This is a genomic window from Sphingobium sp. TomTYG73 (assembly GCF_055394245.1).
The window spans coordinates 2,333,976-2,352,161 of sequence record NZ_AP027339.1; the positions used below are offsets into that span (position 1 = coordinate 2,333,976).

19 protein-coding genes are annotated in these 18,186 nt (G+C 63.8%); 10 read left to right on the plus strand and 9 right to left on the minus strand.

All coding sequences use genetic code 11. The annotated features are described in order from the left end of the window. Window positions 1-57: 57 nt before the first annotated feature. Complete coding sequence (gene clpB, locus ACZ5TH_RS11735; protein ID WP_464794026.1) at window positions 58-2,637, minus strand: ATP-dependent chaperone ClpB; 2,580 nt, start codon at window positions 2,635-2,637, stop codon at window positions 58-60. Between the two features lie 246 nt (window positions 2,638-2,883). On the opposite strand from clpB, the gene ACZ5TH_RS11740 reads away from it, so the two are divergent. From ACZ5TH_RS11740 to ACZ5TH_RS11750, 3 genes are read left to right on the plus strand one after another with little or no spacing between them, the layout of a single operon-like run. Next, entirely contained in the window at window positions 2,884-5,760 is a 2,877-nt protein-coding gene (locus ACZ5TH_RS11740; RefSeq protein ID WP_464794027.1) for a M16 family metallopeptidase, read from the plus strand. A gap of 23 nt (window positions 5,761-5,783) precedes the next feature. Then, entirely contained in the window at window positions 5,784-6,086 is a 303-nt protein-coding gene (locus ACZ5TH_RS11745; protein ID WP_464787847.1) for a hypothetical protein, read from the plus strand. 48 nt (window positions 6,087-6,134) lie between these two features. Further along, on the plus strand, window positions 6,135-6,584 hold the full coding sequence (locus ACZ5TH_RS11750; RefSeq protein ID WP_464771615.1) for a MarR family winged helix-turn-helix transcriptional regulator: 450 nt from the start codon (window positions 6,135-6,137) through the stop codon (window positions 6,582-6,584). A gap of 164 nt (window positions 6,585-6,748) precedes the next feature. On the opposite strand, the gene pal is transcribed toward ACZ5TH_RS11750, so the two are convergent. From pal to ybgC, 6 genes are all read right to left on the minus strand, one after another. Beyond that, window positions 6,749-7,264: a peptidoglycan-associated lipoprotein Pal gene (gene pal, locus ACZ5TH_RS11755; protein WP_449470672.1), complete on the minus strand. Its 516-nt coding sequence runs from the start codon at window positions 7,262-7,264 to the stop codon at window positions 6,749-6,751. Window positions 7,265-7,323: 59 nt separating this feature from the next. Beyond that, window positions 7,324-8,646, minus strand: coding sequence for a Tol-Pal system beta propeller repeat protein TolB (gene tolB, locus ACZ5TH_RS11760; RefSeq protein ID WP_460987118.1), 1,323 nt, complete (start codon window positions 8,644-8,646; stop codon window positions 7,324-7,326). Next, window positions 8,643-9,569 carry a cell envelope biogenesis protein TolA gene (locus tag ACZ5TH_RS11765; protein WP_464794028.1) on the minus strand — a complete coding sequence of 309 codons (927 nt, stop codon included), beginning with the start codon at window positions 9,567-9,569 and terminating at the stop codon, window positions 8,643-8,645. The genes tolB and ACZ5TH_RS11765 overlap by 4 nt, the downstream gene beginning before the upstream one ends. An 18-nt stretch (window positions 9,570-9,587) precedes the next feature. Next, the gene (gene tolR, locus ACZ5TH_RS11770) at window positions 9,588-10,067 is read right to left on the minus strand and encodes a protein TolR (RefSeq protein ID WP_460987120.1); all 480 of its coding nucleotides are present in this window, start codon (window positions 10,065-10,067) and stop codon (window positions 9,588-9,590) included. A 125-nt stretch (window positions 10,068-10,192) separates the two neighbouring features. After that, window positions 10,193-10,915 carry a protein TolQ gene (tolQ, locus tag ACZ5TH_RS11775; RefSeq protein ID WP_449470678.1) on the minus strand — a complete coding sequence of 241 codons (723 nt, stop codon included), beginning with the start codon at window positions 10,913-10,915 and terminating at the stop codon, window positions 10,193-10,195. After that, window positions 10,912-11,382, minus strand: a complete 471-nt coding sequence (ybgC, locus tag ACZ5TH_RS11780) for a tol-pal system-associated acyl-CoA thioesterase (RefSeq protein ID WP_464794029.1) — start codon at window positions 11,380-11,382, stop codon at window positions 10,912-10,914. The genes tolQ and ybgC overlap by 4 nt, the downstream gene beginning before the upstream one ends. A 213-nt stretch (window positions 11,383-11,595) precedes the next feature. Between ybgC and ACZ5TH_RS11785 the strand changes: the two genes are divergently transcribed. Further along, entirely contained in the window at window positions 11,596-12,474 is an 879-nt protein-coding gene (locus ACZ5TH_RS11785; protein WP_464794030.1) for a 3-hydroxybutyryl-CoA dehydrogenase, read from the plus strand. Window positions 12,475-12,582: 108 nt separating this feature from the next. Here the strand turns inward: ACZ5TH_RS11785 and pspF are convergent, their stop codons facing one another. Further along, window positions 12,583-13,599 (minus strand): phage shock protein operon transcriptional activator, encoded by a 1,017-nt coding sequence (pspF, locus tag ACZ5TH_RS11790; protein WP_464794031.1) that lies wholly within the window; start codon window positions 13,597-13,599, stop codon window positions 12,583-12,585. A gap of 147 nt (window positions 13,600-13,746) precedes the next feature. On the opposite strand from pspF, the gene pspA reads away from it, so the two are divergent. The 6 genes from pspA to ACZ5TH_RS11820 all read left to right on the plus strand — a co-directional run bounded on the left by pspA (window position 13,747) and on the right by ACZ5TH_RS11820 (window position 16,371). Continuing rightward, window positions 13,747-14,415: a phage shock protein PspA gene (gene pspA, locus ACZ5TH_RS11795; RefSeq protein ID WP_449470682.1), complete on the plus strand. Its 669-nt coding sequence runs from the start codon at window positions 13,747-13,749 to the stop codon at window positions 14,413-14,415. Window positions 14,416-14,432: 17 nt separating this feature from the next. Further along, a complete protein-coding gene (gene pspB / locus ACZ5TH_RS11800; RefSeq protein ID WP_449470683.1) occupies window positions 14,433-14,714 on the plus strand; it encodes an envelope stress response membrane protein PspB in 282 nt (93 codons plus the stop codon). A gap of 1 nt (window position 14,715) precedes the next feature. Further along, the gene (pspC, locus tag ACZ5TH_RS11805; RefSeq protein WP_464794032.1) at window positions 14,716-15,096 is read left to right on the plus strand and encodes an envelope stress response membrane protein PspC; all 381 of its coding nucleotides are present in this window, start codon (window positions 14,716-14,718) and stop codon (window positions 15,094-15,096) included. Between the two features lie 21 nt (window positions 15,097-15,117). Next, complete coding sequence (locus tag ACZ5TH_RS11810) at window positions 15,118-15,351, plus strand: hypothetical protein (RefSeq protein ID WP_449470687.1); 234 nt, start codon at window positions 15,118-15,120, stop codon at window positions 15,349-15,351. A gap of 35 nt (window positions 15,352-15,386) precedes the next feature. Continuing rightward, window positions 15,387-15,809, plus strand: coding sequence for a SufE family protein (locus ACZ5TH_RS11815; RefSeq protein WP_449470688.1), 423 nt, complete (start codon window positions 15,387-15,389; stop codon window positions 15,807-15,809). A gap of 67 nt (window positions 15,810-15,876) precedes the next feature. Next, entirely contained in the window at window positions 15,877-16,371 is a 495-nt protein-coding gene (locus tag ACZ5TH_RS11820; protein WP_464794033.1) for a hypothetical protein, read from the plus strand. A gap of 108 nt (window positions 16,372-16,479) precedes the next feature. On the opposite strand, the gene ggt is transcribed toward ACZ5TH_RS11820, so the two are convergent. Next, the gene (gene ggt / locus ACZ5TH_RS11825) at window positions 16,480-18,180 is read right to left on the minus strand and encodes a gamma-glutamyltransferase (protein ID WP_464794034.1); all 1,701 of its coding nucleotides are present in this window, start codon (window positions 18,178-18,180) and stop codon (window positions 16,480-16,482) included. Window positions 18,181-18,186: the final 6 nt, after the last annotated feature.

Here is an 18,186-nt window from a genome sequence, read left to right on the forward strand (position 1 = left end):
GGATGCGCCCCTTTTTTCGATATATGCCCCTTCCCTTCAGGGGAGGGGTGATGAACATTACCCCACCCGCAACTGCAAGGCCCCATCCCCCTCATCCACACGCACTGTCGCGCCATCCGGCACCTCGCCGCGCAGGATCAGGTCCGCGAGCGGGTCCTGCAAATAGCGCTGCACCGCCCGCTTCAACGGCCTTGCGCCATAGACCGGGTCATAACCGACCCGTCCCAGCCAAGCCCGCGCACCATCTGTCAGGTCCAGCACCACCTTGCGGTCCTTCAGCAGCTTGCCGATGCGCGCGACCTGAATGTCCACGATCGGCGCCATGTGGCTCGCACCGAGGCGATGGAACAGGATCACCTCATCAAGGCGGTTCAAGAATTCCGGCCTGAAATGGCCTCGCACGATGTCCATCACCTGATCCTCGACCTTCTCGACAGGCTCATCATCGGCCAGCGAAGCGATGAACTGGCTGCCCAGGTTCGACGTCAGCACGATGATCGTGTTGGTGAAGTCCACTGTCCGGCCCTGCCCATCGGTCAGGCGGCCATCGTCCAGCACCTGCAACAGCACGTTAAACACGTCGCTGTGCGCCTTCTCGACTTCATCGAACAGCACGACCTGATAGGGCCGCCGCCGCACCGCTTCGGTCAAGACGCCACCTTCCTCATAGCCGACATAGCCCGGAGGCGCGCCGATCAGCCGGGCGACCGAATGCTTCTCCATGAACTCGCTCATGTCGATCCGCACCATCGCGCTGTCGTCGTCGAACAGGAATCCGGCGAGCGCCTTGGTCAGCTCCGTCTTGCCGACGCCCGTGGGGCCAAGAAACAGGAACGACCCGAGCGGCCGGTTCGGGTCCTGCAATCCGGCACGCGAACGGCGCACGGCGGTCGCTACGGCCTTCACCGCGTCGGCCTGTCCGATCACCCGCTTGCCAAGCTCTTCCTCCATGGCGAGCAGCTTCTCGCGCTCACCTTCCATCATCTTGTCGACAGGAATGCCCGTCCAGCGCGACACGACCGAGGCGATGTCCTCCGGCGTCACTTCCTCGCGCAGCATCGCGCCTTCGGTCGCGCCCTCTGCCTCGGCGATCTTGCGCTCCAGATCGGGAATGCGCCCATAGGCCAGCTCGCCAGCCTTGGCGAGATCGCCCGCCCGCTGCGCCTGTTCCAGTTCCACGCGAGCTGCCTCCAGCTGTTCCTTCAGCTTGCTGTCGCCCGCGATCTTGTCCTTCTCCGCCTGCCAGCGCTGCGTCAACGCCGCGGACTGCTCCTCAAGGTTCGCGAGGTCCTCCTCCAGCGCGTCCAGGCGATCCTTGGACGCCTTGTCCGTCTCCTTCTTCAGCGCCTCGCGCTCGATCTTCAGCTGGATGATCCGCCGGTCGAGATTTTCGATCTCCTCTGGCTTACTCTCCACCTCCATCCGCAGACGGCTGGCGGCTTCGTCCATCAGGTCTATGGCCTTGTCCGGCAGGAAGCGATCGGTGATGTAGCGGTTGGAGAGCGTCGCCGCCGACACCAGCGCGCCGTCCGTGATCCGCACGCCATGGTGCAGCTCATATTTTTCCTTCAGGCCGCGCAGGATGGAGATGGTGTCCTCCACCGTCGGCTCGCCCACGAAGACCGGCTGGAAGCGCCGCTGGAGCGCGGGGTCCTTCTCGACATATTTGCGATATTCATCGAGCGTCGTCGCGCCGATGCAGTGCAACTCGCCGCGAGCGAGGGCTGGCTTCAACAGATTGCCCGCGTCCATCGCGCCCTCAGACTTGCCCGCGCCGATCAGCGTGTGCATCTCGTCGATGAACAGGACGACCTGCCCTTCGGCGCCCTTCACTTCGTCCAGAACGCCCTTCAGACGCTCCTCGAACTCCCCGCGATATTTCGCGCCCGCGATCAGCGATCCCATGTCAAGCGCCATCAGCGTGCGGTCTTTCAGCGTATCGGGCACGTCGCCATTGGCAATGCGCAGCGCGAGGCCCTCCGCAATCGCGGTCTTGCCCACGCCGGGATCGCCGATCAGCACGGGATTATTCTTGGTTCGCCGCGCCAGAATCTGGATCGTCCGTCGAATTTCCTCGTCGCGCCCGATCACCGGGTCCAGCTTGCCCTCGCGTGCCGCCTCGGTCAGGTCGCGCGCGAACTTCTTCAGCGCATCATAGCGATCCTCCGCGCCTGCCGTGTCGGCCGTGCGCCCGCCACGCAGATCGTTGATCGCGCTATTCAGCGCCTCCGCCTTCAGTCCCGCCGCCGCCAGAGCCTTGCCCGCCGCGCTCGTGGTCGCCAGGCAAAGCGCCAGCAGCAGCCGCTCAACCGTGACAAAGCTGTCCCCGGCCTTCGCCGCCACCTGCTCGGCGCTGTCCAGCACCCGCACCGCGTCATTGTCGAGGCCCGGCGTCTGCTGCGCCCCGCTGCCCGACACCGCAGGCACCTTGGCCAGCGCTGCATCGGTTTCCCGCAGCGCGACAGCGGGATCGCCGCCCGCCGCCTTGATCAGGCCGGAAGCCATGCCCTGATTGTCTTCCAGCAGCGCCTTCAGCAGATGCTCCGGACTGATCCGCTGATGGCTCATGCGGATCGCGACGGTTTGCGCCGATTGCAGGAAGCCCTTGGCGCGGTCAGTGAATTTTTCGAGGTTCATAGGAAGCCCTTCGTGAAACTAGCCACGATGTAATGTTGCATAAAAGCCACACAAGAGGCGCTACGCAATTATCCTTAGCATTGCTCGACCGCTCGGCGCAAACCTGCCCATATTAGAGGGAGATAAGCCTCCGATCCCGACGCGCCGTCCATCCAATGCATATTGCGCCGTCCCCATGCGCCGCTATGCTGCGGCCAGCCATTGCCGCCTCCCCGGCGATGATCTCCAGCTTCGATGAGGGCGCCCATGATTTTTTCCTCCACCTCGCGTCGCCTGGCTCTGTCGCTTGGCCTGTCTTCAATAAGCCTGTCGATCATCGCCCTTCCAGTCCCCGTCGCGCTTGCTGCCCCAGCGGCTCAGACGGCTTCAGCCCCGCTTTCCAGCCTCGTTTCCGCCGTCGATATTCCCTATGAGCAGTTCACACTGAAAAACGGCCTGCGCGTCATCGTCCATACCGATCGCAAGGCTCCCGTGGTGGCGGTGTCGGTCTGGTATCATGTCGGCTCTCGCTTCGAGCCTGCGGGCAAGACGGGCTTTGCTCATCTGTTCGAACATCTGATGTTCTATGGTTCGGAAAATGCCGATGGGCCATTCTTTGGACGGCTGGAGGATATCGGCGCGACCGACTGGAACGGCACGACCTGGTTCGATCGCACCAATTATTTCGAAACGGTGCCGACCGGCGCGCTCGACCGGGCATTGTTCCTCGAATCCGACCGCATGGGTCACCTGCTCGGCGCGGTGACGCAAACCAAGCTCGATGCGCAGCGCAGCGTCGTGCAGAATGAAAAGCGGATGGGCGAGAATGAGCCATACGGTCTGGTCGAATATGCCCAGCTTGCCGCCATGCTGCCCGAAGGCCATCCCTATCGCCACTCGACCATCGGATCGATGGCGGACCTGAATGCAGCCAGCCTTGCCGACGTGCAGAACTGGTTCAAGACCCACTACGGCCCGAACAATGCCGTGCTGGTGCTGGCCGGGGATATCGACGTGCCCACCGCCAAAGCGAAGGTCGAAAAATGGTTCGGCAACATCCCGGCCGGTCCTGCGCCAAAGGATGTGGACGCCACCGTGCCGACGCTCGACAGGCAAGTCGACAAGCTGATGCACGACAATGTCGCGGCGACCCGGCTCTACCGCAACTGGATCGTGCCGGGCGCCGATTCGGCCGACCTGCCCCAACTCGATCTGGCGATGTCGGTGTTCGGCGGCCTTAAATCCTCCCGCCTCGACAATATATTGGTGCGCGACGAGAAAGTGGCCGTCGGCGTCAAGGCCAGCATCCAACCGTTCGAAAAGCTGTCGATCGCGGAAATTACCGTTGACGTGAAGCCGGGGCAGGACGCCACCGCCGTCGGCAGGCGGCTCGACCAATTGCTGGCCGACTATCTTGCCAAGGGGCCTACCGCCGACGAGGTTCAACGCGCCGCGACCCAGCAGCTGTCGGGTACGATCGGCGGTCTGGAAAAGGTCGGCGGCTTCAGCGGCAAGGCGGTGACCCTGGCAGAGGGGGCGGTCTATTCCGACGATCCGGGCAAATATAAGAAGGACCTCGCCCTCTACGCCGCCGCTACGCCGCAATCGGTGGGCGACACCGCCCGCAAATGGCTCGGGCGTCCGGTATTCCGGCTGACGGTGGCGCCCGGTGAACGGACGGCGGAGGATAATGCGCTCGCGGGCAACGCCACGCACCACCCCGCCTATTTCCGCGATCCCAAAAAGCCCGCGCCGGTAGCCGCCACGCCTCCGCCACCCACGCGGGTCGCCGAACCGCCGATCGAGCCGGTCAAGGATCTGGATTTCCCCGCTGTCGAGGAAGCGCGGCTCAAGAACGGCATTCCGGTCGTTTTTGCCCGGCGCGCGACCGTCCCGGTGGTGCGGGTGTCGGTATCCTTCGACGCGGGCAATGCCGCCGACGACAAGGCAAAACTGGGCACGGCCGCGCTGACCACGGCGCTGCTGGATGAGGGCACGAAAACGCGCAGTTCGGTGCAGATTGCGGAAGAACAGGAACGGCTGGGCGCGTCGATCGGCGCGAGCAACGGCATGGATAGCACCAATGTCGGCCTCTATGCGCTCAAGCCCAATCTCGATGCGTCGCTCGGCCTGCTCGCCGACGTCATTCGCAACCCCGCCTTCGCTCCGACCGAGGTGGAGCGCATCCGGGGTCAGCTACTGACCCGCATCGCCGCTGAGAAAACCGAACCGATGCCGATCGCCCAGCGCCTGCTGCCGCCGTTGCTCTATGGCGCCGCGCATCCCTACGGCATCCCCTTCACCGGATCGGGCACAGCCAGCGGCGTCAAGGCGGCGACCCGCGCTGATCTTGCCGCCTTTCACGACAAGTGGATGCGGCCTGACAATGCCACCATCTTCGTGACCGGCGACGCCAGCCTGGCCGAAATCATGCCGCTGCTCGAAAAGCGCTTCGGCGATTGGAAGACGCCTGCCGTGGCCAAGGGCAAGAAGCTGTTCCGCATGGACAGGATGGCGCGCCCCGCGCGGATCATCCTGGTCGACAAGCCGCAAAGCCCGCAATCGATGATCCTGGCGGGCCTGTTGACGGGCAAGCAGGGCACCGACAACCCATTGACGCTGCAGACCGCCAACGAAGTGCTGGGCGGCAGCTCCACCTCGCGCCTGATCATGGACCTTCGTGAAACGAAAGGCTGGGCCTATTCCGCTGGCACCGCGTTGCCCGGCGTCAAGGAAACCATCCCCCTGCTCGTCTATGCTCCCGTCCAGACCGACAAGACCGGCGCGTCCATCGCCGCCGCGCGCGACGACATTGCCGATTTCCTGACCGCCAAGGGCACGACAGAGGCCGAACGCAACCAGACCATCAACAGCCAGATCCTGTCGCTGCCGGGCAGCTTCGAAACATCGTCGGACCTGATGGGGGCGATGATGCGCAACCGGCTGCTCGGCCGCCCGGACGATTTTTATGAAACGCTGCCGGGCCTCTACCGCGCGATGACCGCCGCCGACCTCGACAAGGCTGCGCGAGAGGCGATCGATCCCGTGCGGCTGATCTGGGTCGTCGTGGGCGATGCAAAACTGGTCCGGCCGCAGCTTGACGCGCTGGGCCTGCCCGTCGAAATGGGAACCCTTGCCGATTGATGGCAGCTTGAGGAGATGAAGTGATGGCGAATGTCGATGGCGCTTATGACTGCGTGGCAAAGACGCCGTTGGGCGATCAGAAGGGCGTGTTCACCGTCATCAGCAACGGCGCCAGCTTTCACGGCACCTTCGCGGGCATGATGGGGTCGCTGGACGTCGCCGAGGGCAAGGTCGACGGAGACAAGCTCAACTGGAAGATGAACATGACCATGCCCATGCCCATCACGATGGAATGCGAAGCGGTCGTGGAAGGTGATGCGATCAACGGCACCATGCAATTGGGCGCGTTTGGCGCGGCGGGCTTTTCCGGCACGCGTCGCGTTTAAGCGGACGTTTCCGCCAATGACCGGCCGCGCCACCCTGGGATTATCCTGATGTCTAGTTCCGGCCTGACGCAGGGGCTGGTGCAGCAGTTCCCGCTGGTCGCGCGCGGCTGGCGGCAACTGGCGGACGAAGCGCTGGCGGAATTGCGGGTGTCCTCTAGCGCGGGCTGGTGCCTGGTGCACCTCGCGCGGCTGGGACCCGACGTGCGGCAGGCTGACCTTGCCGATCAGCTGGGCATTACCCAGCCCTCGCTGGTGCGGACGCTGGACGGGCTGGCGGCGATGGGATTGATCGAGCGCCTGCCGCATCCGGAAGACAAGCGATCGAACCGGGTGGAGTTCACCGATGCAGGTCGCGACCTTGCAGCACGGATCGAAGCACGGCTCGATGACCTGTCGCAGCAGCTGTTCGACGGCGTCCCCGAAGCTGCCGTCGAGATCACCGTCAACATGATGCAACTCCTCACTCGCCGCATCGCTGAACGGCGCAAACAGGCTTAGGACGCGCCGTCATTTGTGAGTGCTCCCAAAGCGGAGTTGCTACCCCAAGCGCCTGTCGTAAGTAGCGGGAGGAGCGGAGCGCCCGTTGCCATATCCTGACACAGAAAAGCCCGCCGGTCCGAAAACCGCGGGCTTCCTAAAGCCTGGTGCGACCCGAAGGCTTTTTAATATTGAACAGTCACCGTCACAGCGCGGCGGTTCTGTGCCCAGGCGGCCTCATCCGAACCCAGCGCAGCCGGACGTTCCTTGCCATAGCTGACCGTGTTGATCCGGCTGGGGTCGATGCCGAGTGAGGCGAGATAGTTTTTCGCGGCATTGGCGCGGCGATCACCCAGCGCGATATTATAGTCGCGGGTGCCGCGCTCGTCGGCATGGCCTTCGATCGTGACGCGAACATTGGGGTTCTGCTGCAACCATGCCGCCTGGCTCTGCAAAGTCTGCTGGTCCTGCGCATCGACATCATATTGGTCGGTGTCGAAGAAGATGCGGTCGGATGAGACCGACGCGACGAAATCCTCCTGGCTGCCCTTGACCGGACCAGTGGTCGTGCCGGTCCCGGTGCCGGTCTGCGCACTGGTATCGGTTGCGGGCGGGGGTGGCAGGTCCTTGGGCGCCTTCTTGCCGCAGGCGGCGAGCGCGAGGACGGACACGGCGATCAAAAGGGGGCGGTTGAGTTTCATGGGAGGCTCCTCAAAAAGTCCATGCGGTCGTTACGCTTGCGCGATGATGTGGTTCCCTATCAGGGCAGCAGCGGACCCCATGCAGGGTCGGAGCCGCTCAAGGGCGTGGGGATGCGGCGCTCGTTGACGCCGGTCAGGTCGACTTGCCAGACCTGGCTGGTGCCTTCGCGCCCGGCGGAGGTGCGGAAAAATTGCAGGACGCGGCCGTTGGGCGACCAGGTCGGCTGCTCATCCTGCCAGCCATTGGTGAGGATGCGTTCATTGCCGCCGTCCGGCGTCATGACGGCGATCTTGAAGTCGCCGCTGATCTTGGTGAAGGCGATGAGGTCGCCGCGCGGGCTCCATTCGGGCGTCGCATAGCGGCCGCCGCCGTGGCTGATGCGGCGCTGGGCGGAGCCGTCGGCGTTCATGACATAGACTTGCTGGCTACCCGAACGGTCGCTTTCAAAGACGATGCGGGTGCCATCGGGGGAATAGCTGCCCCCGACATCGATGCCCGGAGCGGTGGTGAGGCGGACGGGCTGCCCGCCCTGCGCCGACACGCGATAGATGTCGGTATTGCCCGCGACCGCCATCGAAAAGAGGATGTTGCGGCCATCGGGCGACCAGCGCGGAGCAAAAGTGGCATTGTTGCTTTCGGTGACGAGCCGCTGACGGCCGGTGCCGATGTCATAGACATAGATGCGCACCCGGCTGCCCAGATAGCTCACATAGACGATCGACTTATAGTCGGGCGAAAAGCGCGGGGTCAGCGCGATGGACTGGCCATTGGTGATGAAGCGGTGGTTGGCGCCATCGCTATCCATGATGGCAAGGCGCTTGGTGCGGTTCCCTTTGGGGCCGCTTTCCGCGATATAGGCGATGCGGCTGTCGAAGAAGGGGCTTTCGCCCGACAGGCGCGCATAGATGGCGTCTGCGCATTTATGCGCGGCGCGGCGCCAGTCGCGGGGGGCGACGACATAACCCTGGCGGGTGAGCTCCTGCTTGAGCGCCACGTCATAGAGATAGCAGCCGACGGTGATGTCCGCTTCCCCGCCCGTGGTGCGGACGAAGCCCTGCACCAGCGCCTGATAGGCGCCCCATTTGTCATAGGCGGGGTTGGTGACTTCGGGGAAGGCGATGGCGGGGATGCCGCCGGGGCCGGAAGGGTCGAACAGGCCCGAACCCTTGAGGTCGGAGGCGATCACCTCGGCGATCTTGCGGCCCAATTCGCTGGACGAACCGGCCGGGGTAGACACCTCCGCCTGCGGGGGCAGGGCGGGCACGACGATCTTGAGGTTGCTGTCGATGTCGCCGGTCACATCGACCGACAACTGGGCCATCGCAGGGCTGGCAAAGGCTGCGCAAAGGGCGAGCAGTGCGGTTATTCCAAAGCTTCTCATCGCGCTTTCCTTGCGTAGACTCTCAACGGCTTGAGCCATTTCCACTGTTCATAATATTCGTCCGGCAGCCCCTGGAAAGGGGACGCCTGCATGACCGCCTGTACGGCGCGTTCCTTGTAGATGGAGACCTGCGGCTTGTTGCTGGCCGTCTGGCCCTGCACGTCGATCACTTCGGGCTTGCCGATCACCCGGCCATTGCGGTCGATCTTCACCTCCAGAAATGCCACCAACTGTTCCACGTCCGCGCCGGAAGGGAGCTTCAAATGCCGATAGATTTGATCGCCGATGAGGCGGTCAAGCGCAGCCTTCTGGACGGGACCCATGGTCGCAGCGGGCGGCGGCGCGGCCTTGCGCGGGGCGTCGGCTTCAGTGTCGATGCCTTTCAGGAAATCCTTGCCGAGCAGCGACCCCTTGGGCTTTTCCGCCTTGCCCTGACCGGACGCGCGGGCAGGGGCATTGGGCTTGGCCTTTGCGGCAGGCTTTTGCGCGGCCTTGGCCGGGGCCGGCGCGGCGGCGGGCTTCGCTTTGGCGGGCGTCGGCTTGGCCGCTGGCCGTGTAGGCGCGGGCCTTGGCTTCGGCTTTGGCTGGGGCTTTGCCACGTCCTTCTTTGCCGGTGCCGGGGCCGGTTCGGGCTTGGCGGGTGTCGGCTCCGGCTCCGGCACAGGCGCGGGTTCAGGAACGGGCGCCGGTGCCGCATCCTCGGTCGGGCCTGCTTCCGGCGCGATGCTGGGCGGCGGCGGCTGGGTCGAGATTTGCGGCGCGGCGGATTGCAGCGCGGCCTCGTCCACCAAACTGACGTCCATCGGCGGCGAATTTAGTTTGAGCGGATTGGGGGTGGCGAGAAAGCCAACCGACAGCAAGCCGAACAGCAGGACATGTCCCGCCGTCGCCACGCCAAGGCCGATTTTCTCCGCACGTTCCATCCCCGAGTCCTATGGTCCCTATTCTGAACCGCCGCTGACGGCGCCTGAGGAGATTGGGGCATCGTCACCGCCGGTGCTGACCAACGCGACCTTGTTAAGCCCGGCGCGGTTGAGTTCGCCCATGACGCGCATCACCCGGCCATAGTCGAGGCCCGTGTCCGCGCGCAGGAAAATTTGCGGCGGTTCGGCTTTGCCTGCGTTGGCGGACATGATCTCGGCGAGGCGATCCGGCAGGTCAGCATCGCTGATCTGTGTCTCGTCGATGTAGAGGCCGCCGTCGCGGTCGATGGAGACGACGGTCGGCTTCTGATCCTGATCGAGCCCCTTGGCGCGGGTTTCCGGAAGATTCACCGGAACGCCGGTGACGAGCAACGGGGCAGTCACCATGAAGATGATGAGCAGCACCAGCATAACGTCGACCAGAGGGGTGACGTTGATGTCCGCCATCGGCGCGCGGCCCCGGCCACGGCGGTGAGAGGGTGGGCCGGACATGGCCATTTACACGACCTCCGTCATGCCAGCGAAAGCTGGCATCTCAGGCCGGATAGGGCCGGGCGCGAGGCACGAGATCCCAGCTTTCGCTGGGATGACGAAATGGGGTGGGATGATGGTGAGAGGTGCCATCACCGCTGCGCCTCCAACTCCCGGCTGAGTGTCGAATAAAAGCCGTCCGCGAAGCGGGTGAGCTTGGATTCCATGCGGTTGATGCCATGGCTGAAGCGGTTGTAAGCGATGACCGCCGGGATGGCGGCGAACAAGCCGATCGCCGTGGCGAAGAGCGCTTCGGCAATGCCCGGCGCGACAACGGCGAGCGAGCTGTTCTGCTCCTTTGCGATCGCGGTGAAGGCACGCATGATGCCCCAGACGGTCCCGAACAAGCCGACGAAGGGCGCGACCGAGCCGATGGTGGCGAGGATGTTCAGGCGGTCGGACAGGCGATCGACCTCTGCCGCGATCATGCTGGACATAGCCGTCGACAGCCGGTCGCGGGTGCCGTCGCGGTCGATCACCTTCTGCGCGGTCGATCGGCGCCATTCGGTGACGCCTGCGGCCATCACCTTGGCAGCGGGGAAATCGGACGACTTGCCCCGCGCCTCATAGAAGCGGTCGATATCTTCCGCTTTCCAGAAATCATCCTCGAACGCGCTGCTGTGGCGGCTGGCCTTGCGCAGGGTGAAGGTGAAGCCGATGATCATCGCCCAGGTCCAGATGCTGGCGAGCACGAGGCCCAGCATCACCACCTTCACGACAATGTCGGCCTGCAAAAACAGGGCGAGCGGCGAAATGGTCGCAGCTTGGGTGGCGGCGCCGACAGCGGCGCCAACGTCGGGCATCGAAAGGCTCATGGGTTGATGTCTTCCCCTCTCATCAAACGGCTGAAAATGTCGATCCAGGATTTGGGCTGCCGTGTGGGACGGCCCTGGCTGGTCAGGAAGGCGACAGAGACTTCGCCGTCCGTCAGTATTTCATCGCCGCACCTGACTCTTTGCTGAATGGTGCAGGCGACGGGGCGAATGGCCGTCACGCGGCTTTCGACCAGTAAATCATCGTCAAGCCGGGCCGGGCGCTTATAGGCGATTTGGAGGCTGGTGACGGCATAGACGCCGGTGCCATCTTCCTGCGCGGCGCGCTGATCGATCCCGGCCACGCGCAGCATGTCGGATCGCGCGCGCTCCATATAACGTAGATAATTGGCGTGATAGACGAGCCCGGACAGGTCCGTATCCTCAAAATAGACACGCAAGGGAAAGTGATGCACGGCGGCAATGAACCTTCCGGTTGCCGGCTCGGGCATGGACGCTGAAACGGACATGCGCGGCCTTTTAACCATCAAGCAGGCGGCAGGCAAAGCCGGAAATGAACAGGGCCGAAGCGGCCTGCCGGGCAGCCAGGGCTATCCGTCCCACAAACGCGGCGCGCTAGCCCTGATTAACACAGCAGCCGTTGTGATGGATGCTCGAAAGCGCTGGCCCCCTGCTTCCCATGGCGCTAGTGGGCGACAAATTATTTTTGCGAGGACATTAGCATGACCGACATTCAGACCGTGGGCGTCATCGGCGCTGGTCAGATGGGCGCGGGGATCGCGCAGGTCAGCGCGCAGGCTGGCTATGATGTGATCCTGTGCGACGTCGATCTGGCGCGCGCGCAAAAGGGGCTTCAGGGCATTTCAAAGCAGCTTGCCCGTGCGGTCGAAAAGGGCAAGTTGAGCCAGGAAGATTCCGAAGCCGCCTTCGCCCGCATCCGGCCGAGCGGTGACCTGGCTCCGCTGGCCGAGGCTCAACTGGTGATCGAAGCCGCGACCGAGCGGGAAGAGATCAAGCGCAGCATCTTCGCCAATGTCGCTGCGGTGATCACGCCGGGCACGATCCTGGCGACCAACACATCGTCCATCCCCATCACCCGGCTGGCGCAGGTGGTTCCCGATCCGACGCTGTTCGTGGGCATCCACTTCTTCAACCCCGTGCAGGTCATGGCGCTGATCGAGTTGATCCGTGGGCTGGCGACATCCGATGAAACGGTCGCGACGATCGAAGCCTATACCAAGCGGCTGGGCAAGCATGTCGTGCAGGCGTTCGATTCCCCCGGTTTCGTCGTCAATCGCATCCTGCTGCCGATGATCAACGAATCCATCTTTGCGTTGGGCGAAGGGGTTTCCAACATTCGCGACATCGACACGGGCGTGCGGCTGGGGCTGAACCATCCCATGGGTCCGCTGACGCTGGCGGATTTTGTTGGGCTCGATACCTGCCTTGAGATTCTGAACGTGCTGCGGTCGACGACTGGTGATTCCAAATATCGCCCCGCGCCGTTGCTGGTGAAGTATGTCGAGGCTGGCTGGCTGGGGCGCAAGACCGGCAAGGGCTTTTATGACTATTCGGGGCCAGAGCCTGTCCCGACCCGCTAACTTATCACCCGTCCGTTCGGGCTGAGCCTGTCGAAGCCCTTCACTTCCCTTGAGCGCGGCGCAAGAAGAAGCAAAAGGGCTTCAAAGGCTCAGCCCGAACGGTAGTAGCTAGAGCGGGCGCTCAGCACCCAAGCCATGTTTCCTCAAACAATGGCGCAGCTGGTCATAACTTAGGCCAAGAGCCTTGGCGGTCGCGCGTTGATTGTAGCGGTGGCGTTCCAGCACTGCCTGCACGATCGCGGCTTCATGCGCGTCCACGGCGGCCCGCAGGTCGCTTACGTCGGTGAAGCCGGTTGCGGGGGCGGGCTTGGGTTCCTCTGCACTGGCGTTGGGCGGCGGCGCCTGCGGCTTCCATGGCGAGGCAAAGGGGTCGAAGATGATCCGGCCGACGGGAGCCGAGGGCTCTTCCCAGCGATAGACGGCCCGCTCCACGACATTGCGCAGTTCGCGGACATTACCGGGCCAGCCATGCCCTTCCAGCGCGGCGAGGCAGTCGTGCGTGAAGCCACGCCATTCGGGCCATCCCAGTTCGGCGGCCATGCGGCGGCCGAAATGGTCCGCGAGCACGGCTACGTCTCCCTCCCGCGCCCGAAGCGGTGGCAGGGTGATGACTTCGAAACTGAGCCGGTCGAGCAGGTCCGCGCGGAAGCGGCCTGTTTCGGCGAGCAGGGGCAGGTCTTCGTTGGTGGCGGCGATGATGCGGACGTCCACGGTCATTGGCCGCGATGCGCCGATGCGGGTGACTTCGCCATATTCGATGACGCGCAGCAGCCGTTCCTGCGCGGCCATGGAGAGGGTCGCCAGTTCATCGAGAAAGAGCGTGCCGCCATCAGCTTCCTCGAACCGGCCGGCGCGGGCGCGGGTGGCGCCGGTGAAGGCGCCCTGTTCATGACCGAACAGCTCAGCCTCGATCAACGTTTCGGGAAGCGCGGCGCAGTTCATGACGATGAGCGGCTCCCCCCAGCGCGGCGAAAGACGATGGAGTCGCTCGGCGACCAGTTCCTTGCCCGTGCCACGCTCGCCAACAACCAGGATCGGGCGATCGAGTTCGGCGGCGCGCCCCGCCTGCTCGACTGCGTCAAGGAAAGGCAGCGACTGGCCGATGAACTGGCTGTTTCGTTCCATGACCATATTATGGTGAAAATCACCACTTATTGGCAAGATTAATTGGAGCTGGAGGGAGTCAACGCAGGAAATTCCGGCTTTTCACGAATTGGCACGGCTCCTGCAAAGAAGGCGGGCAAAGCCGCTGAACGAAGGATTGCAGTTCCGATGGGTATCTTTTCTCGCACGCGCGACATCATTGCCGCCAATGTCACCGACCTGCTCGACCGGGCCGAAGACCCCGCGAAGATGATCCGCATGATCATCCTGGAAATGGAGGAAACGCTGGTCGAAGTGCGTGCGTCCGCCGCGCGGACCATCGCTGATCAGAAGGAGATGCGCCGCCATATCGGCAAGCTGCAGGGCTTGCAGGACAGCTGGACCGAGAAGGCGCAGCTGGCGCTGAGCAAGGATCGCGAGGACCTGGCCAAGGCGGCGTTGGTCGAAAAGCAGAAGGCGGCCGACATGGCGGAGAAGCTTTCCCATGAAATCGAGGTGCTGGACGAGGCGCTGAAGGCTTCGGAAGAGGATATCGCCAAGCTGCAAGGGAAGCTGCGCGAGGCGCGGACCCGGCAGAACAGTCTGGTCACGCGGATGGAAAGCGCGCAAAATCGTGTCCGCATGCGCGAAGCCTATGCTGGGGAGAAGGTGAATGAGGCCTTCGCCCGCTTCGACATATTGGAGCGCCGCGTCGATATGGCCGAAGGGCGCGCGGATGCGCTGAATCTGGGCCAGGGTCAGAAGACGCTGGAAGAGGAAATTGCCGAGTTGCAGTCGACTGAGAAGGTCGATGCCGAACTCGCCGCGATGAAAGCCAGCATGAACAGGACAGCTTGAACAGGGGAGCGTGACGCATGGAGGATGTGTTTTTACCGATCATGATCTGCGGCATGCTGTTCATCGGCATGCCCTGGTTGATCCTGCACTATACGACCAAGTGGAAGCAGGCGCCCAAGATCACCGATGAGGATGAGCGGTTGCTGGACGAAATGCACCTGCTTGCGCGGCGGCTGGAAGACCGGCTGCAAACGGTCGAGCGGATCGTTGCCGCCGATAATCCCGATTTCCGTCCGTCGCGCTCCGCGCTCGACGACGCTTATGATCTCGACCGCCAGGATATTGGCAGGAGGAACTGACATGGCCGCGCGCCGTACGAAATTCTACCTCGACAAGCAGAATGGCAAATGGATGGGCGTGTGCGCAGGCATCGCCGACTATGCCGGCATCGACGTGACGTGGGTTCGCGTCGGCGCGGTGCTGGTGACGCTGATGGGCGCCTTTCCCTGGTCGCTGATCGCCTATTTCGCCGCTGCCTATTTTGCCGAGAACAAGCCGCTGGGCCTTTATGCCGACCGGGATGACGAGAAATTTTGGCAAGGCGTGCGGACCAATCCGGCGCGGTCGGCACGGGACGTGCGATCGAAGTTTCGCGACATCGACCGGCGTCTGGCGGATATCGAGACATTCTACACCAGCCGCAACACGAGGCTGGCGGACGAGATCGACAGCCTGCGTTGAGCAAGGCGTTCGGAGGACGGCATGCAGGAGCTGGCTTTTACGCTGACCATCGCGGCGAGCTGCATTATCGCACTGTTGATCGTCGCGGCGGCCACTTTGCGCGGCTGGAACGGCTGGCTGGCACTGAAGCGTGCGGAGCTGGCGCGGCCGGACGTTGACGCTGTGCCGCCTTCGGCCAGCGCGCGCATCGAGGTCGCCGACCTCAAGGAACGTATCCGCAAGCTGGAAGCGATCGCGGCGGGCGTCGATCTGTAAGGAAAGCGGCTTTCGCGGGCCGCTTTTCTGCCTATATGCGGGATATGACCGATGTGCCTGCCCTTGCCGATCTTCAGGAAGAATATGAATTTCTGGACGCGGATGACCGTTACCGACTGCTGATCGACCTTGGGCGCGCGCTGGAGGCGATGCCCGACGCGCTCAAGACCGATGCGACGCTGGTGCGAGGCTGTTCGGCGGCGGTGTGGGTCTACCCGACGGTGCGCGACGATGGGCGGCTGCATTTCCTGGCGGACAGCAATGCTGCGATCACCAAGGGGATCATCGCGCTGGTCCTGCTGACCGTGCAGGATCAGGCGCCCGCCGAGATTGGCGCTGCGGACATCGAAGGCGCGCTGGCGCCGTTCGACCTCAAGAATCAGCTCAGCTCCAACCGGACACAGGGCATCCCCAACATGATTGCACTCATTCGGCAGACTGCGGAGCGATACAGCTAAGTAGGAAACCTGCGGGCGCCTGGGCGTTCTCCTTGCGTGATCGAAACGGAAGTTGAGGAGATGCGCGATGCGGAGCCTATTGGCGCTGGCGGCGATCAGCCTGCTGGCGGGCTGTTCTGGCAGCGATAAGGAGGGGCCGACCCAGCGCGAGCAGATCGGTCAGACGTGGAAATATGAGGGAGGCGAGGGCGGCAAGCCCAAGGTCGCTTATATCGGCAGCGCGAATAGCGTGCAGACGATGACGGCCGAAGACACATTTTCCGTGCTGCTGGTACAACCGATGCCGGAAGGTGGCGCGGACGTGACCGTGAAGCTGGTGGGCGCGCCTTTCAGCTGCGACTTGTCCGACTGCCGCGTCACGGCGGTGACCGATGATGGTAAGAGCCATGACTGGCGTGGGCGGATGACGGAAAACAAGGACGGGATAGAGGTGCTGCCCGCAGCCAACGCCGATGAGGCGATCAAGAGGACGAAGGTGCTGAAGGTCAATCTGGTGGTTGGCTCGAAGGACAAGACCTTCCCGTTTGAGTTTAAAGTCGCGGGGCTGGATTTGAAGAAGTGAGGGCCGGCGTCGCGAACAGCCGTCATCCCAGCTAAAGCTGGGATCTCGTGCGGGTGCGCAGTGAGGCCTGAGATCCCAGCTTTCGCTGGGATGACGGGTTTTGGACGGTTATTCCTGAAGCGAAACCCCGGGGCTTCTAGGATCGGCCGCGCCCCGCCAGTGGCCGTCGGGCGCGCGCTCCGCCGCATTTGCTTTCAATCCCATCGGAGCGATCGTGACCTTGTGGCCCCAGGCTTCGAGCGGCGCCTTCATCGCTTCGAGCGGCGTCCCCTGCTCCAGCACAAGGCCGTTGGCGTCGAAGAACTCCAAGCCCAGCGCGATGGCATCCTGCGCGGACAAGCCCCAGTCGAAATGGGCGATCAGGGCCTTCGCCACCTGCATGATAATCGTTCGCCCCCCCGCAGCGCCGACGGTGAAGACCGGCGTTCCTTTCCCGTCATAGACGATCGTCGGCGACATGGAGGACAGCGGCCGCTTGCCCGGTTCTACCCGGTTGGCGACAGGCGCGCCGTTCTTTTCGGGCGTGAAGCTGAAATCGGTCAGTTCATTGTTTAAGATGACGCCATCGGCGATCAGCTGACTGCCGAAGAAGCTTTCGATGGTGGAGGTCCAGGCCGCGATATCGCCATCCCGGTCGATCGCCACGAAATGGCTGGTGCCGCTTTCCGGCTGTGGCAGGGCCGCAGTCCGTGCCTCGGCGCCCGGCGGGCTGCCCGGGCGATAGTCGTTGAGGGTGCGGCCAAGCGCGATGAGCGCCGATCGCTTCTTGAGATAGGCCGGGTCGATCAGCCCCGCGATCGGCACGGACACGAATGCGGGATCGCCCAGCCAGGTGTCGCGGTCGGCATAGGCGAGGCGCATGGCTTCGCCGATGACATGCCAGGAGCGGGGATCATCCTTCCCCCATTGCGCCAGTGGGAAGCGTTCGACCATCCCCAGGATTTGCAGGACGGTGATCCCGCCGGACGAAACCGGACCCATGCCGCAGATGCTGTAGCCGCGATACGGTCCGCAGACCGGCTTGCGCGCCCTCACCTGATAGGAGGCGATATCGGCCTCCGTCATGGGCACGGGATTTTTGGGCGCGTTGGTGACTGTGCTGGCGATCGCCCGTGCGGTCTCGCCCTTGTAAAAAGCGTCTGGCCCTTCCGCGGCGATGCGCCGAAACAGGGCAGCGAGCGGAGGGTTTTTGAGCATCGTGCCAACAGGCGCGGGCGCGCCATCTATCCAGAAGAACTTCTGAATCTCGGGAAAGTCGGCCCAGATGGGGGCGACCGCCTTCATCGCGGTGTCGAGCCTCTGACGGACCTCAAAGCCATCTTCGGCCAGGCGGATCGCAGGCGCAAACAACGCCGCCCACGGAAGCTTACCCCATTTGAGATGGGCTTCCCAGGCGAGCCGGAGGTTGCCGGGCACGCCTACGGAATAGCCGCCGGGCCAGGCCGACCTGAAGGCGAGTGGCTGACCGTCCGCACCGATGAAACGGTCGGGCCGGGCCGCTGCCGGTGCGGTTTCGCGCCCGTCGATCGACTCCAGCACCCCCGTTTCGCCATCATGATGCATCAGGAAGCCGCCGCCGCCGATGCCGCTATTATGCGGTTCGACTACGTTAAGGGCGAGCATCATGGCGATCGCGGCGTCGGTCGCGCTGCCGCCCTGGCGAAGCATCTCCTGCCCCGCCGCCGCCGCGCGCGGATCGGCGGCGGAAACCGTGGCATTGAGTGAGACAGGCTCGCGCGCCGTGACAGGGGCGGCATATAGGAAGGCGAGGGTTACAGGGGCCAGCAGGCCAGTGAGGCGAGGCGTCATGCCCCG

Excerpts from the sequence above, each read along its gene's own strand:
- tolQ (WP_449470678.1), bottom strand. The coding sequence starts at position 10,915 with ATGAGCCTTTCGATGCCCGACGTTGGCGCCGCTGTCGGCGCCGCCACC.
- ACZ5TH_RS11750 (WP_464771615.1), top strand. The coding sequence starts at position 6,135 with ATGTCTAGTTCCGGCCTGACGCAGGGGCTGGTGCAGCAGTTCCCGCTG.
- ACZ5TH_RS11765 (WP_464794028.1), bottom strand. The coding sequence starts at position 9,569 with ATGGAACGTGCGGAGAAAATCGGCCTTGGCGTGGCGACGGCGGGACAT.
- ybgC (WP_464794029.1), bottom strand. The coding sequence starts at position 11,382 with ATGTCCGTTTCAGCGTCCATGCCCGAGCCGGCAACCGGAAGGTTCATT.
- tolB (WP_460987118.1), bottom strand. The coding sequence starts at position 8,646 with ATGAGAAGCTTTGGAATAACCGCACTGCTCGCCCTTTGCGCAGCCTTT.
- ACZ5TH_RS11740 (WP_464794027.1), top strand. The coding sequence starts at position 2,884 with ATGATTTTTTCCTCCACCTCGCGTCGCCTGGCTCTGTCGCTTGGCCTG.
- tolR (WP_460987120.1), bottom strand. The coding sequence starts at position 10,067 with ATGGCCATGTCCGGCCCACCCTCTCACCGCCGTGGCCGGGGCCGCGCG.
- ACZ5TH_RS11815 (WP_449470688.1), top strand. The coding sequence starts at position 15,387 with ATGCGGGATATGACCGATGTGCCTGCCCTTGCCGATCTTCAGGAAGAA.
- pspC (WP_464794032.1), top strand. The coding sequence starts at position 14,716 with ATGGCCGCGCGCCGTACGAAATTCTACCTCGACAAGCAGAATGGCAAA.
- pspB (WP_449470683.1), top strand. The coding sequence starts at position 14,433 with ATGGAGGATGTGTTTTTACCGATCATGATCTGCGGCATGCTGTTCATC.
- ACZ5TH_RS11745 (WP_464787847.1), top strand. The coding sequence starts at position 5,784 with ATGGCGAATGTCGATGGCGCTTATGACTGCGTGGCAAAGACGCCGTTG.
- ACZ5TH_RS11810 (WP_449470687.1), top strand. The coding sequence starts at position 15,118 with ATGCAGGAGCTGGCTTTTACGCTGACCATCGCGGCGAGCTGCATTATC.
- ACZ5TH_RS11820 (WP_464794033.1), top strand. The coding sequence starts at position 15,877 with ATGCGGAGCCTATTGGCGCTGGCGGCGATCAGCCTGCTGGCGGGCTGT.
- ggt (WP_464794034.1), bottom strand. The coding sequence starts at position 18,180 with ATGACGCCTCGCCTCACTGGCCTGCTGGCCCCTGTAACCCTCGCCTTC.
- clpB (WP_464794026.1), bottom strand. The coding sequence starts at position 2,637 with ATGAACCTCGAAAAATTCACTGACCGCGCCAAGGGCTTCCTGCAATCG.
- pspA (WP_449470682.1), top strand. The coding sequence starts at position 13,747 with ATGGGTATCTTTTCTCGCACGCGCGACATCATTGCCGCCAATGTCACC.
- ACZ5TH_RS11785 (WP_464794030.1), top strand. The coding sequence starts at position 11,596 with ATGACCGACATTCAGACCGTGGGCGTCATCGGCGCTGGTCAGATGGGC.
- pspF (WP_464794031.1), bottom strand. The coding sequence starts at position 13,599 with ATGGAACGAAACAGCCAGTTCATCGGCCAGTCGCTGCCTTTCCTTGAC.
- pal (WP_449470672.1), bottom strand. The coding sequence starts at position 7,264 with ATGAAACTCAACCGCCCCCTTTTGATCGCCGTGTCCGTCCTCGCGCTC.